This window comes from Microcoleus sp. Pol1C5, assembly GCF_036701115.1.
GTDB lineage: Bacteria > Cyanobacteriota > Cyanobacteriia > Cyanobacteriales > Microcoleaceae > Microcoleus.
The window spans coordinates 1-15,052 of the sequence record NZ_JAUBQE010000088.1; the positions used below are offsets into that span (position 1 = coordinate 1).

Consider the following 15,052-nt stretch of genomic DNA (forward strand, 5'->3'; position numbering starts at 1 on the left):
TGTTCAACTAAGCAAATCAAAAATTATTTTGCTCACTGCTGTTACTGTACCTCTTAGTCACGCAAAGTGCTGTATCACTCTAAACCTGAGAGATAATGGCGGTATAGAGAACGAAGGGCTCGATACTTCTGACACCCAAGCGTTAATTATCAATCTCACCAATCCAGGCACATTTAACTTCAGTAACGCCAATTACAGCGTTAATGAAAACGATCAATTTGCCACAATTACTGTTACTCGCACTGATGCTACTAATGTGGCTACTGTCAGTTACACTACAACTAATGGCATTGCTAATGCTGGCAGCGACTATAACCAGATATCGGGAACATTAAGTTTTGGCATTGGCGAAACCACTCAAAGTTTCACGATTCCAATTGTTGATGATTTGGCAATAGAAGAGGATGAAACTGTTAATTTAACTCTGAATAGTCCCACTAACGGAGTCGATTTAGGAGCGATTTATAGTGCTGTTTTGACTATTGTAGATACAACTCCGACTCCCACACCTGCTGAAACTCCGACGCCAACTCCTACAACGACGCCAATTCCGACTCCGACGCCTGCTGAAACTCCAACTCCTACAACGACGCCAATTCCGACTCCGACGCCTGCTGAAACTCCAACTCCCACACCGACGCCAATTCCGACTCCGACACCTGCGGAAACTCCAATTCCCACACCGACGCCAATTCCGACTCCGACACCTGCGGAAACTCCAATTCCCACACCGACGCCGACGCTTGCGGAAACTCCAATTCCCACACCGACGCCGACGCCTACGGAAACTCCAATTCCCACACCGACGCCGACGCCTGCGGAAACTCCAATTCCCACACCGACGCCAATTCCGACTCCGACACCTGCGGAAACTCCGACGCCTGGGAAAACTCCGACACCAATTCCGACTCCGACACCTGCGGAAACTCCAATTCCGACGGCTAAAACTGGTGAAACGCCGATCGCCAATCAGAATTCGATCGCCCCAACCACATCTCCAACAACCGAAACCCCCACACCTGCGCTAATTCCTGCTGCTTCGGAAGACTGTATGTGCGATCGAATCACTTTACCCGATCGCACTTCCATTCCCGGCCCCAATATCCCTGAAAATATCCTCAACGGTACTGACGGTAAAGATACTCTAACCGGCAGCGATATTAATGACATCATCAACGGTTTCAACGGCAGCGATTGGCTAAATGGCTTATTCGGCAACGACAATATTTACGGCGGCTTTGCTAGCCCAGTTACTGTTGGGGCGGATGCCGACAGCGACACCATATTTGGCAACGAAAATAACGACTATCTCGTCGGCAACGCTGGGAATGACATTATTTATGCGGGTAAAGATCGTGATGTGGCGATCGCCGGCAAAGATAATGACGTAGTTTGGGGCGACAAAGGCAACGATACCCTACTTGGCGATGAAGGTAATGACAGTTTATTTGGTGGCATTTCTGATACGTCTGACGGTGACTTGACAGGAAAAGATTTGCTTTTTGGCAATAATGGCAACGACGTTTTATACGGACAAGAAAGCGAAGATACTCTTGCTGGGGGCGAGGACAATGATACCTTACATGGTGGCAAAGATAACGATATAATTTGTGGCGATTTGGGCAATGATTTGCTATTTGGAGATTTGGGAAATGACAGCATCTGCGGTGGCGATGGCGAGGATACGCTTTTCGGAGATATTGACAATATCGCGACGGATGCTAGCAGTCAAAAAGATTATTTGTGCGGCGGCAGTGGCAATGATTTAATTTTTGGTAATCAAGATGCCGATCAATTGTGTGGCGGTGACGGTAGCGATACTCTGTACGGTGGTAAGGGTGATGATACTTTGATTGGGGGAATTGGCGACGACTGGTTGATGGGAGACTTCGGAAACGATACGCTGCAAGGGGGAAGCGGGCGCGATTACTTTTTCTTGACTGCGGGAGAAGGCCAGGATGTAATCACTGATTTTACGCAAGGTGAAGATTTATTAATTTTAATGGGAGGGTTAACGGTCGATCGACTCAGCATATTTGAAGAAAACACTACAACTTTTATCAAAATTGCCAACACCAATCAAATCTTAGCTAGCCTAAAAGGCGTGCCAGCTAATCTCATCACTCAACAGGATTTTACAGTAATTGGGCTATCTGGTTTGTAGAGATAATATCGAATCTGGTTGTATCAGAATTATCCCTAATATCATGTCCGATCGATTAACCATAATATTTCGGTCTGGGCGGGTTTTTGAGATTGTCAATTATTGGCAGGTATTGTTGGTGAGGGCAGCCCCTACAAAAATCGCGATCGCTCGACCGCACATAATATGAGACACTACTTAAATCTTTCGTATAGCGTCAGCAAATAGTCATATCGCATTGATTTATCGTCTCTAAAATTAATCCACCCTGCCTTCTCAAAGCAGGCTAGGGCGATCGCGAGGAGTATGGAGTCAAACACAATATTGGTAATAGACTTGGGGTTAAGTTGAAACTGTAGGGTGCGTACTTCCCAGCCTACAGTCTCTCGTTTCCCGGCTCGGCTTTGTATTTAAACCGGAACCAGAGTCGGTTCCAAAGTTGCCACTAATTTGAGATTGTACTCATATTCAAAACACGGCTTTTTATAATCCAAACTCCACAGTTCTAGAGCGCAATTGTCTTCGGGATTGAGCGGTTGTAGGCGCAAGTGAAACTCTCTAACTTCCGGGCGATATTCGCATTTAAAATCAGAAATTGCGCCTATTTGCCGCCTATCTAAAGCCACAGCTAACCGCAGAAAAGGATGCAATTTATTGACGAATTCTCGGTATTTTTTCGGAAGAGCAATAAAGTTTTCGTGCTTCTTTTTGGGAGGATTTTTCCGGTGATAGCGAGCCAAATTGGCAATTACTTCAATCTCTGTTTCAGTGTAGCCCAATAACTCACCATTGCGAATTAAATAGTAAGAATGCTTGTGGTGCGCTGAATGACTGACGTACAAACCGCAGTTGTGCAGAATTGCGGCAGCCCACAGCAACTCGCGTTCTTCGCTTCCCCAGTTGTGTAGAATTCCTTGAGTTTGGTCGAAGAAGTTGAGAGTAAATGCTGCGGTTCTTTCGCTTTGTTCTAAATTGACTTGATATTTCTCAGCCATGTGGTGAATGCTGCGCTGGCGGATTGAACCTTGATAGCGCAAGCGGTTTTCAATTAAACCGTGCGCCAGCATCCAGTCAACAATTACGCCTTCTCGTAAAGAGCGATCGCAAACAGTCAGCGATTCAATTCCTAATAGTGTCATCGCTTCTTGCAAAATCAAAGATCCTGCCAGAATAATTTCCGCCCGCTTATCGGACATTCCCGGAATTGCCAGCCTTTCCGAGTAAGAAAGTTTGCGAAAACGATTGACTAAATCGCGTAAATCTTTTAAACTTAACTGATATCCGGCTAGGGGATTCGGCACAGTTCCAAACTTTTCGCGAGCGTTAATTGCAGCCAGAGTTTCGATGGTTCCAGCAGTGCCAATCAAGCGCAAAGGTTCGCCAGCATTGAAGTGAGAGCGCAATTCGTCAATCGGTCTTTCCAGCGAAATCCGAATATAAGCTTGCAAATAAGCAAACTCCTCCCTGCTTATCGGGTCAGTTTTGACAAATTGTCCTGTTAAGCGAACAGCACCTATTTTTGTACTGGTGAGACAGCGAGGCTCAGAACTGTCTCCTAAAATCAACTCAGTAGAACCGCCCCCAATATCAATAATTACCTGCGACTGATTGTTAAACTCCATACCCGAAAGAACGCCGAGATAAATTCTCCGCGCTTCTTCCTGACCGGAAATCAAACTAACATTCAGGTCTAATTCGTCAGCAACTTGTTTGAGAAAATCCCGCCCGTTAGGGGCTTCCCGAACTGCACTCGTAGCCACAGCAATAATTTGTTCGGCATTGAAAGTTTTAGCAATATCTTGAAAGCGGCGCAGAGTGGCGATCGCCCTTTCCATAACCTCGGACTTCAAGCACCCTGTTTTTGCCTCGCAATCGCCCAACCGAACCGTATCTTTTTCTCTAGCAATAATCGTAAACGCGGGCAATTTCGGATCGATCCGTGCCACCACCATGTGAAACGAGTTAGTACCCATATCAATAGCAGCAATAATACGATTTGACTCCGTAGAAGCAAGTGAATTAACCATTGGAGTATCGGGGTTGATAGATATTTATGATTATTTCACGAATCCAGTGAGGCATTCTATTAAATTAGCAAAAAGCTGGAACTGCTGGCTGGCCAAGACTTCCACCTGTTTGAAATTTTGGCAGAAGTGCGATCGACAGCAGAGATAGTAAGTGATTGTGCCTAAAATTTGATAAAATTTACAGTTAAAAATATCAAATCTAGAATTGAAATGCTTAAAGAGCTCGATCGCCAACCCGAATCCACATTGCTAACCGTCGTGAGGCTTTTGAGATGGGACAAACCAGCAGGAAGGCTCATTTTAATGATTCCAGCCCTCTGGGCCGTCTTTTTAGCAGCAGACGGGAAGCCGCCGACAGCATTGGTGGGCGTGATTGTGTTGGGTACCTTAGCCACGAGTGCCGCTGGATGCGTCATCAACGACTTGTGGGATCGCGATATCGATCCCGAAGTAGAAAGAACGCGATCGCGCCCGCTAGCATCCCGCGCCCTCACCGTGCGAACTGGAATCGGAGTTGCTTTAATTTCCTTTGCTTGCGCGGCGATTCTCGCTTTTTATCTCAATCCTTTAAGCTTCTGGCTGTGTGTCGCAGCCGTACCAATAATTATCTGCTATCCGCTGGCCAAAAGATTCTTTCCAGTGCCGCAATTAGTGTTATCAATTGCCTGGGGTTTTGCAGTCTTAATTAGTTGGAGCGCTGCCGTCAATGAATTAGAATTAGCGACCTGGTTGCTGTGGGGTGCAGTCGTGTTTTGGACGATGGGATTTGATACAGTTTATGCGATGAGCGATCGGGAAGACGATTTGCGTTTGGGGGTGAATTCCAGCGCGATATTTTTCGGGGATAATGCCGCTAATGCTGTGGGTTTTTTCTTTGTTGGTACAGTCGGTTTATTAGCAGCAATGGGAATTAATCTGCACTTGCACATTGGTTTTTGGATGGCAATTAGTTCGGCGGCGATTTTGTGGTTTTTGCAGTACAGTCAACTGCAGAAGGCGGATATTCCTAAACTTGTTTACGGTCAAATATTTCGCCAAAATGTTTGGGTGGGGTTTGTCATATTGGCGGGGATGATTGTTGGGGAGATTTTTTAGTTTTTTGTATGGCTTTTCCTGCAGGAAACGGGTATGAAACTCCAATGATTGAATTTTGACAGAAGAACTTCCCATTGATTTAAGCCTCAAAGCCTGTGTCTCTCTGCTTTGTATCGAAGTCTCCAACGGCTGCACATCCCCGAAAAAAGGGGGACGAGCGATAGCTTATTCCCCTTTTTTCACGATTATTATACAGAAATATACTGAGTTCAATATACTTAGTTATCAATCCAATTAAATTAAATTTTTTTACATAAATTAATAATGTGCAGGCTTCTAAAAACTGATATTTTTTTGTTACACAAAATTTTACTCAATTATCCTAAATATTGCTTAATAAAAATAAATACAAACCGATTGTGACCGGTGAGGCTGCGGCATCTGGCTAAGAAAGATCTAGATCCCTTTCTCAGCGAGATTCAGAAGAGTTCTCGCTCTTTCAAAAATGCGATATATCCACCCCAAAACTATGAAAAAAATCATTATTGGCATCATGGGCCCCGGCGATAGTGCCACATCAACAGACTTAGAAAACGCCTATCAACTCGGACAACTCATCGCCGAAGCAGGATGGATATTGCTAACTGGTGGCAGAAATGTCGGCGTCATGGATGCCGCCAACAAAGGAGCAAAATCAGCTAACGGTTTAACAGTCGGCATCCTTCCGGGAAATGACACTCGTGGCATTTCTGAAGCTGTAGATATTGCCATTGTCACCGATATGGGAAACGCCAGAAATAACATTAACGTTCTTTCTTCAGATGTAATAATTGCCTGCGGCATGGGGACGGGCACTGCTTCGGAAATTGCCCTCGCTCTGAAAGCTAACAAACAAGTTATCTTGTTAAATGACAGCACCAAAAGTAAACTTTTCTTTAAAGATTTAGCACAATTTAAGATCTTTGTGGTAAACAATGCTGTAGAGGCTATGAATCAAGCTCGCGAAATCCTAGTAAATCCAAGATGAAATCCAAGATGAGAGTAAGCAAATTCAACTTTTGTGCGATCGGCATTTTCCTGACTTTGGGGATTTTCGTCACTACCAAAGCAGACGGAAGAATTGCACAGTTCAGTTTCAGCAACAAATCCACTCCTAAATTAGCACAAACCCTCCCTCCGCCTCCCCCTTTCGCACCGCCTGTTACCGAACAAGAAGCGCCACCTATTCGCAGTGAATCAGTACCCGATCAAATAGGTTTAGCAACTCATTTGCAGACCATCAAAGCTAGAATGTATGGTGCTTACTGGTGTCCTCACTGTCACACTCAACAAGAACTTTTCGGCAAAGAAGCATTTACCGCAATTACTTACATAGAGTGCGACCCCAGAGGCAAAGATGCTCAACCGGATTTGTGCAAAGCTGCCAATATTAAAGCTTATCCCACTTGGGAAATTCGAGGGAAATATTACACGGGCAGGCAATCTTTGGAAAAACTGGCTATTTTATCCGGTTATAAAGGTAGCAGCAATTTTCTGCCACCAGTTCCCTCTCCTTAAAAATATCTAACTGACAAAGCCAACATTCTTAGCGACTGTACCGAAACTCACCTAAATCAAATGATTTTGGATTTTAGTCGTTTTACCTCGCAAATCGACCTATTAAGCTCAACAATAAACTCATCTGTAACTGGTAATTAAGATAAATTAGTCAGGATAAAAGCTTCCCGATTGAGCTGTTACAGTAATTTTAAATCGATCGGGCTGCATTGTATGCGATCGCATTTCTCATAAGTATGATGCGGTCGCCAATCATTCATATCAAACAGCATCACAAAACGTGGCGATCGACTCATTGCAAATTTTAATTATTTAGCATAAAATTTAGGAGGGGTGAAATCAACCGTGAGATCTCAAGTTTTTTTGCTAGAAAATAAAAAATTATTGAGCGAGTTGCGAGGGCGATAAAATACTCAAAAACTCGATTTTCGAGTACCCAAATCATCTTTGATAGCAGAAGATAATAGGATCATAGGACTTTTAACATGAAACCGAATTTAGTTACGCTAGCTTTAAGTGCGATCGCCCTCCTAGGGCTGCCCAGTTGCAGTACGACGACCAGCAGTGCCACCACCACAACAGCGCCCACGACTGCGGCAACGCAAACCCAAACCTCGATTAAATTTGGGGCGTCAAGCAGCACGTTGGGTCTTATGAAGGTGCTGCAAACCAACTACGAAGCTACCGCAAAAAACGTCAAAGTTACCAACCTAGAACCAGGGCAGTCCGAAAATATAATTGATGGGGTTAAACAGACATTAGTCGATGTAGGTGCAATATCGAGAACATTAAAGCCAGAAGAAAATGATGGCACCTTAGAGTCTCGCGAGGTGGTTCATGATGCCCTTTTAGTTGCCACTCATCCCAGCGTCACAGGGGTGAAAAACCTCACGACTGAAGACCTCAAAGGTATTTATAATGGCAGCATCACCAACTGGAAGGAACTCGGAGGAACCGATGCTAAAATTGTACTGCTCGATCGCCCAGAAGATGAATCTGCCAAGCGGCTATTGCGGAAATATTACCTAGGAGCAGATTTAAAGAATTCATTAGAAGCAATCGTATTTCGGAAAGAAGGGGAATTGATCGAGGCAATTCAAAGCACTCCTTACAGCATCGGTACCTTTTCCCTGGCTCACGCCATTTCCGAAAAACTACCTGTCAACCGCCTCAGCCTCAACGGGGTTGAACCAACACGAGAAAATGTCCAAGCGGGCAAGTATCCGATGGTTCGGACAATTTCAATTCTGTGGCACAAAAAACCTTCAGAGGCTACCCAAGCGCTAATTCAATATATCTCTAGTCCGCCAGGAATCAACGCGATGGAGCAGTCTGGCTTTATTTCTGTGACCGAATCCGCCAAGAATTAAGAGCTGTGACCATCCAATCCAGATACTCGCGGTTACCCGTTTCCGTCAAGTTGTTATCACCTCTGTTGTTGGCATTTCTGAGTCTATGGACTGTCGGAACCTTAAGTTTTGGTTATTTTGCTAGAAACAACTTAGAACAAATGGGGCGAAGGGAGATCGTGGATCTGGCTAGTATGCTACAGGAAACTCTAAAGCAAAGGCAAGAATCACTCCGTGTGAAAGCCCGTTCGGTGAGTGAAAATAATGATGTCATCACAGCAGTAATAAAGGGCGATCGCCCTTTATTACTGCGGACAGTATTACCAATCCAAGCGGGTTTTAAACTGGATTTGATCAGAATAGTTGACACTGATGGTCAAGTCTTAGTGTCTTCACAGTTGGGAGCAATAAGACAGGCGAGATTGCAGGATGTCTCTGTGAACCGTGCCGCCCGAACCGGACTAGAGTTACCGGGAGTTCTCCTGGCAGAAAACTGGGCTCCGGCTTCCATGATTGGGTTAATATCAATCAAATCATCTCAAAAGATCCTAGCTGGTTTGGTTGCGGGATTAGCCATGGACGACAAAGCGCTCCTGTCGCTTCGCGGCGACACATCTATACATTTGGTGGCTTTTGACGGCGAGAAGGTAACGGCTGCTACTTTGCCACTTAACCGCGATCGGTCTTGGCAATTTCCCCAGCCAGACGGGTTGCCCACTAAGATCGGGATTGCTGGTGAATCATACCTGATCAAAACAATCAAGTTAGAAGGTTTCGATCGGGCAACTCTCAAAATTGCTGTACTGCATTCTGCCAAGGACATCGAGCAAGCACAACAGCGGTTGTGGTTTGTGGTGGGTAGCTTTGGGCTATTGGGAAGTGTCCTGATCGCAGTTGTGACGATCGGAGGTTTCCGTCTGACCCAAACTCTGAGCCATCGCATTCAAAGACTGACTAAGGCAACCCAGGAATTGGCCAGAGGCAATTTAGCGTGTGGTATTCGGGTTGACAGTCAGGATGAAGTGGGGCTTTTAGCGCAGGGATTTAACAGTATGGCAGAGCAACTTAGGGCTCGCGATCGGCAACTGAACCAACAGGTGCAACAACTAGAGAGTACCCTTGAAGAACTGCACCGCACCCAGAGTCAGATGGTGCATAACGAAAAAATGTCGGCACTGGGGCAAATGGTGGCAGGGATAGCGCACGAAATCAACAACCCAGTCAGCTTTATCTACGGCAACCTGTCTCATCTCAACGATCACATCCATGACTTGCTGCGATTACTAGATGCCTATCAACACCACTATCCCAACCCGTCCCCATCACTTCAAGATGACCTAGACGATGTGGATCTAAACTACTTAAAAGAGGATCTCGCTAAGATTCTTAAGTCGATGAAAATGGGCACCGGTCGCATTCGGGACATTGTGGTTTCGTTGCGTAGCTTTTCTCGTCTGGATCACTCGGAATTCAAGGCTGTCGATATCCATGAAGGCATTGATAACACCTTGATGATTTTAGAACATCGCCTTCAAGCCCAGCCAGAACGCCCAACCATTGAAGTAGTCAGAGAATATTGCGAGTTACCGTTGGTAGAATGCTATGCAGGTCAACTTAATCAGGTGTTTATGAACTTGCTATCAAATGCGATCGATGCTTTGGAAGAGAGCAATGAAGGACGTAGTTTTCAGGATATTGTTGACCAACCGAATCGGATTTTGATTAAGACTACCAAAACAAAAAAACAGTGGGTGCAGATTGCGATCGCCGATAACGGTACGGGCATTCCAGAGAAAGCGCGATCGCGCCTATTCGATCCCTTCTTCACTACTAAACCCGTAGGCAAGGGGACAGGATTAGGCTTATCCATTAGCTATCAGGTTGTGAAGGAAAAGCATGGAGGAAAACTCTGGTGTGATTCCACCCTGGGCAAAGGCACGAAGTTTGTGATTGAGATTCCCATAGATCGGACTCAGCTAACAAATACTTGAGAATGGGTTTGCAGTTTTTCGACTCACTCTCAACCGTCAACCCTCAATTGTCAATTGTCTTCTCACTCAAATACTCTTCAACAATTTTCAAAATCCGCGACGCTGCCAAACCGTCACCAAAGGGATTAATTGCCATTGCCATTGCGTTGTATGCTTCGGAATTGCTGAGCAATTCTGCCGCTGCTGTGAAAATTGTATCAGAATTCGTACCCACAAGTTTAGCTGTGCCTGCGGAAATTGCTTCTGGTCTTTCTGTGGTTTCTCGCAATACTAAAACTGGCTTGCCCAAACTAGGTGCTTCCTCTTGCAAGCCGCCGGAATCTGTGAGGATTAAATGACATCTCTGAATCGCTCCTACTAATTCTGCGTAATCTAAAGGTTCTGTTAAGAATACTCTTGGGTGGTCGCCCAAAAGAGCTTGCAAAGGTTCTCTAACAGTAGGATTTCGGTGCAGGGGTAGCAGTAAAGCTGTGTCGGGAAATTTATCTAAGATTTGGAGAAAGGCGTGAGCAATTCCTTGTAAGGGTTCGCCCCAATTTTCGCGGCGGTGAACTGTTGCTAAGATACTGCGATATTTGCTCCAATCTAAATTGGGAATGTTGCATTCTGGTTCGCGTTTGGCGACAGAAAGCAAAGCATCGATTACTGTGTTGCCTGTACGGTGAATTTCTCCCAAAACGCCCGATCGCCCTAAATTTTCTTGGGCCAGCTCTGTCGGCGCAAAATGCAGCCGTGTGAGCTGAGATATCAACCGTCTGTTAGCCTCTTCGGGGTAAGGATTGAATACGTCATCTGTTCGCAATCCGGCTTCTACGTGACCTACGGGTATTTTCTGGTAAAATGCAGCCAAAGTAGCGGCAAATGCAGTCGTTGTATCCCCCTGAACTAATACGATTTCGGGCTGCAATTCTTTAAACAAGGCTTCCAAACCCTGCAAACTCCGGGATGTAATATCTGTCAAGGTTTGCTGGTGCTGCATAATTGCTAAATCCCGATCGGCTTTTAGATCGAACATTCGCATTACTTGCTCGACCATTTCTCGGTGCTGGCCGGTTAAAATTACTTGGGTGTCAAAGGTGGGCGAACTTTTGAAGAGTTGAATTACTGGCGCTAGTTTAATCGCTTCTGGGCGAGTTCCTAAGACGATACAAACGCGGTGAGTAGCTTCGGACATGGTAAAATTGGGTAGTTGAGATTTGCGAGGGTCTTAAAGGCTCAATATTTTATAGCAGGTTTGAATCGTTGGTTAATAAGATTTATTTTTTTATGAACCGCAGAGGGCGCAGAGGGCGCAGAGGAGTGAAGAGAGATAGAAGGTGTTTTTTTGGGAGTTATATCGTTTCTGCTTGCACTTTTGGTACATTTTTATTTTTTAATTTGTCATGCCTTATCGTTACATTCTATTTTATAAACCCTACGACGTTTTAACTCAATTTACTGACAACTCCAGCGAAACTAAACGCAGCACTCTCAAAGAGTATATTCCTATTCCTAACATTTATGCAGTAGGAAGGCTCGATCGCGATAGTGAAGGTTTGTTGCTGCTAACCGATGACGGACAAATGCAACACCGCCTCAGTGACCCGAAATTCGCTCATCCCCGCACTTACTGGGTGCAAGTTGAACGAATTCCCGATGCAAGTGCGATCTCCGCTTTGCAGACAGGTGTCACAATTCAAGATTATCGGACTCGATCGGCAAAAGTGCAATTATTGTTAGAAGAACCCCCTTTGCCGCCCCGCGAACCGCCGATTAGATTTCGCAAAAACGTGCCCACAGCTTGGCTGGAAATGACTCTCACAGAAGGCCGCAACCGCCAAGTGCGCCGGATGACCGCAGCAGTAGGGTTTCCGACGCTGCGGCTAGTCAGATGTGCGATCGGGCCTTTGCGTCTGGAAGGCCTCAAACCCGGTGAATGGCGCGAACTAACTCAAGCTGATTTTAGATTTTAGATTGGAGAATTACAGTCAACAGTCTTGACGGTTAGGACATTCTTGATAGTTGAAACTATGACTGTGGCTGCATTTTCCTTCTTCCTTCTTCCTTCTGCTTACTTTCGAGGCGGCAAAATAAAACTCTCGTTTCCATCCTTATCTTTTTGCACCTGAGCTCCCAACTTGACAAGAGCTTGTTTCGCCCTTTGACGCACCACCTTATCAGTTGTTTGAGCATAAACTGTGCTCCAAGCAATAAACCGCACCGGCACGCTATCGGGATCTCGGCGCAAATACTCAGCAGTTGCTCGAAACATCGGCGCGAATTTCGGTCCTTCGGGGCTTCCTTGCACCCACTCAGCGGCCATTTCGTGGGAGCGAATTGAGTCAGGAATATCCCCCAACAGCAGCAACTCATCAAGACCTTTAGTTCGCCACACTATCCACGATTGGGAATGAAGTTGCGGCGAAACGGCAAGGGCCCTAGTACCACGCTCTATAAAGTTAACAGCGGTTTCAGGCTTTCCTTGATAAAAAGAAATAGCTGTGGAAAGAAACAGGTAAATGTCAGCCCACCGCGGGTCGCGCTGCGTAACTATGTCAAAATAATCTTGGCTGAGATTGTAGCCCGTCACATCTCGCGCTTCGTCGTCGCCAAAATACTGCAAAAATTTGAGAAATGTCCAATCTGCAATTAAATTGTCAAACCCAAAACTAGGGATAGTTTTGAGCATTCTCAGCCGCAGGGCTTCTTGCTGCGCTTCTTGCTGTGCGGCTTGCTTGAAACTGGCAGCAGACACTGCAGAGAGCGGCTTTTGCCCCTGAACGCGAACTGGGGACATTCCGCCCAACTGCCCGCTAGACTGCATGGTAACGACCCCCGCCAGCGCTGCTAGACCGATAGCTCCATTAACGAGCAGACTCAACCACTTACGCGAAAATTGTTCGATTTTAGCTTCCACGGCACTTTTAAATCCAAGTTTTAAATTAAGTTTATTGAAAGAGAGTAATAATTGGTTGGCGATCGACTATGAATCTCGTTAAACTGTCCAAAGGGATAGTGGAGCCTCCACACAATAGTTTAAGTAGTAGTGTGAGATTTTTTAGCAATATAAAATCTCAAATCAAAAATCTAAAATCGAATTGAGCCAAATTCAATGAATCAAGCCCGCAGACGCTTTTCTAAATTACAGGCAGCCCTGTTCAGTGGGGCGATGGCAACAACCGCTTCGATATCTTTACTCGTTCCCGGCCTGAGCCAATCAGTGCGCGCCGAGCTTCAAGATAGCCCCAAAGCTGTCTTAGACGAAGCTTGGCAAATTGTGAACCGAGAGTATGTTGATGGCAGCTTTAACAAGACTGACTGGCAATTGACCCGCCAAGAACTGTTGAGCAAAAACTATACCTCTCGCGAAGCTGCCTATACCGCTCTCCGCAAAGCCCTAGAGAAATTAAACGACCAGTACACGCGCTTCATGGACCCGAAGCAGTACGAAGCGCTGACGAATCAAACCTCTGGGGAACTGACAGGGGTGGGGATGAGGCTGGAAGAAGACGAGAAAACGAAAGCGATTAAGGTAGTCGAGCCGATGGAAAATTCGCCGGCCCTGAAGGCAGGGATTCTAGCGGGCGATACGATTTTGGTGATTGACGGCAAAACTACCAAAGGCATGACTGTATCGGATGCGGCTCAGGTAATTCGGGGCGACGAAGGTACGAAAGTCACGCTGCGGATTGCTCGTGAGGGCAAAAGCGAGTTTGATATCACTCTGACTAGGGCGAGAATTGAGGTAGCAGCGGTTCGCTACAGCCTCAAGAATGAAGGCGGTCAGAATGTCGGTTACATCCGTTTGCAAGAGTTTAGCTCCCACGCGGGCGAACAAATGCAGGCAGCGATTAAAAAGCTCTCGGATCAGAAAGCTGACGCTTTTGTGTTGGATTTGCGGGGCAATCCCGGCGGTTTGCTGCGAGTGAGCATTGATATCGCTCGGATGTGGATGGATACAGGGGCGATCGTCCGCACAGTCGATCGCGCGGGCGATTCTCAGGAAATGAAGGCAAATCGCACTGCGCTCACTGACAAGCCTTTGGTGGTGCTCGTGGACGACAACTCGGCCAGCGCCAGCGAGATTTTGGCCGGTGCTCTGAAGGACAACAAGCGCGCAACTGTGATGGGCGGCCAAACTTTTGGCAAAGCTTTGGTGCAGTCGGTGCATTCTTTGGCTGACGGTTCGGGATTGGCGGTGACGATCGCTCACTACTATACTCCCAACGGTACGGATATCAGCCAGAAGGGGGTTACTCCAGATGTTAAAGTCGAAGTCACCGACGAACAAAAGCTGAAATTAGCTAACAAACCGATGTTGGTTGCGACTAAGGACGATCCGTGCTACGCGCAGGCGATCGCACTTTTGAAAACTACCGCTTCCTCGACCCGTCCGGTTGTTGCTAATGAGCTTGTTCCTGTCAAAAAATAGTTCAAATTGGCAGTCATTAACAATTAGCTTTAAGGTAAAACCCGCGCCGGCGGGTTTTGTTTTTGTAATTTTATTTAGCTTCAGATTGCTAGAAAATAGTTTGTAATAACAGCCAACTATTTAATCCTACTATAATACTAGCCACTAACCAAGCTAAGGCTTTCAGCCAAAATGGATTCACCAACTCTCCCATTAAGTTGCGGTTTGAGGTAAACATTACCAAGGGAATTACTGCAAAGGGTAATTGCAAACTGAGAATCACTTGACTGAAAACCCGTAAATTAACCGAGATGCGTGCGATCGACTATGATGAGGTCGATCGGCAAAAATCACTCTTGTCAACGTTCCTGATTTGAAAGGTTTTTAAATTCGCGAGTTCCCGGATAACCTGATAAATCAGCTAACTCCTGCAAAGATTTTTGCCCTGGGTAAAACTTACCATTAATTTCCCACGTAGGAGTACCCTGAATCTTGGCAGCTTCGCAAAGATCGCGGCGAGCATTTTTCCCTTGCGGATTGCACTCGATATAATTGATAAT

13 protein-coding genes are annotated in these 15,052 nt (G+C 45.9%); 8 read left to right on the forward strand and 5 right to left on the reverse strand.

Going from position 1 to position 15,052, the window contains the following annotated elements:
• Nucleotides 1-2,164, forward strand: a 2,164-nt coding sequence (locus tag QUA23_RS29260; protein ID WP_333078552.1) for a Calx-beta domain-containing protein, incomplete at its 5' end; no start/stop codon positions are given.
• Between the two features lie 389 nt (nucleotides 2,165-2,553).
• On the opposite strand, the gene QUA23_RS29265 is transcribed toward QUA23_RS29260, so the two are convergent.
• Nucleotides 2,554-4,170, reverse strand: a complete 1,617-nt coding sequence (locus QUA23_RS29265) for a Ppx/GppA phosphatase family protein (RefSeq protein ID WP_333078551.1) — start codon at nucleotides 4,168-4,170, stop codon at nucleotides 2,554-2,556.
• A gap of 210 nt (nucleotides 4,171-4,380) precedes the next feature.
• Between QUA23_RS29265 and QUA23_RS29270 the strand changes: the two genes are divergently transcribed.
• From QUA23_RS29270 to QUA23_RS29290, 5 genes are all read left to right on the forward strand, one after another.
• Complete coding sequence (locus QUA23_RS29270; RefSeq protein ID WP_333078550.1) at nucleotides 4,381-5,265, forward strand: 4-hydroxybenzoate solanesyltransferase; 885 nt, start codon at nucleotides 4,381-4,383, stop codon at nucleotides 5,263-5,265.
• 469 nt (nucleotides 5,266-5,734) lie between these two features.
• Nucleotides 5,735-6,232, forward strand: a complete 498-nt coding sequence (locus tag QUA23_RS29275) for a TIGR00725 family protein (RefSeq protein WP_333078549.1) — start codon at nucleotides 5,735-5,737, stop codon at nucleotides 6,230-6,232.
• An 8-nt stretch (nucleotides 6,233-6,240) separates the two neighbouring features.
• Nucleotides 6,241-6,762: a hypothetical protein gene (locus QUA23_RS29280; protein ID WP_333078548.1), complete on the forward strand. Its 522-nt coding sequence runs from the start codon at nucleotides 6,241-6,243 to the stop codon at nucleotides 6,760-6,762.
• Between the two features lie 485 nt (nucleotides 6,763-7,247).
• A complete protein-coding gene (locus QUA23_RS29285; protein WP_333078547.1) occupies nucleotides 7,248-8,132 on the forward strand; it encodes a substrate-binding domain-containing protein in 885 nt (294 codons plus the stop codon).
• A gap of 173 nt (nucleotides 8,133-8,305) precedes the next feature.
• Nucleotides 8,306-10,102: an ATP-binding protein gene (locus QUA23_RS29290; protein ID WP_333078546.1), complete on the forward strand. Its 1,797-nt coding sequence runs from the start codon at nucleotides 8,306-8,308 to the stop codon at nucleotides 10,100-10,102.
• Between the two features lie 43 nt (nucleotides 10,103-10,145).
• Here QUA23_RS29290 and wecB read toward each other — a convergent pair whose 3' ends face one another.
• Nucleotides 10,146-11,276 (reverse strand): non-hydrolyzing UDP-N-acetylglucosamine 2-epimerase, encoded by a 1,131-nt coding sequence (gene wecB, locus QUA23_RS29295; protein WP_333078545.1) that lies wholly within the window; start codon nucleotides 11,274-11,276, stop codon nucleotides 10,146-10,148.
• Nucleotides 11,277-11,484: 208 nt separating this feature from the next.
• Here wecB and QUA23_RS29300 point away from each other — a divergent pair, with 208 nt between their 5' ends.
• Nucleotides 11,485-12,054, forward strand: coding sequence for a pseudouridine synthase (locus QUA23_RS29300; protein WP_333078544.1), 570 nt, complete (start codon nucleotides 11,485-11,487; stop codon nucleotides 12,052-12,054).
• 98 nt (nucleotides 12,055-12,152) lie between these two features.
• On the opposite strand, the gene QUA23_RS29305 is transcribed toward QUA23_RS29300, so the two are convergent.
• Nucleotides 12,153-12,998, reverse strand: coding sequence for a hypothetical protein (locus QUA23_RS29305; protein ID WP_333078543.1), 846 nt, complete (start codon nucleotides 12,996-12,998; stop codon nucleotides 12,153-12,155).
• A gap of 195 nt (nucleotides 12,999-13,193) precedes the next feature.
• Between QUA23_RS29305 and ctpB the strand changes: the two genes are divergently transcribed.
• Nucleotides 13,194-14,513, forward strand: coding sequence for a carboxyl-terminal processing protease CtpB (ctpB, locus tag QUA23_RS29310; RefSeq protein ID WP_333078542.1), 1,320 nt, complete (start codon nucleotides 13,194-13,196; stop codon nucleotides 14,511-14,513).
• A gap of 88 nt (nucleotides 14,514-14,601) precedes the next feature.
• Here the strand turns inward: ctpB and QUA23_RS29315 are convergent, their stop codons facing one another.
• Nucleotides 14,602-14,814 carry a divalent metal cation transporter gene (locus QUA23_RS29315; protein ID WP_333110651.1) on the reverse strand — a complete coding sequence of 71 codons (213 nt, stop codon included), beginning with the start codon at nucleotides 14,812-14,814 and terminating at the stop codon, nucleotides 14,602-14,604.
• A gap of 37 nt (nucleotides 14,815-14,851) precedes the next feature.
• Nucleotides 14,852-15,052 (reverse strand): DsbA family protein (locus QUA23_RS29320; RefSeq protein WP_445243534.1); only part of this gene is annotated, 201 nt, incomplete at its 5' end.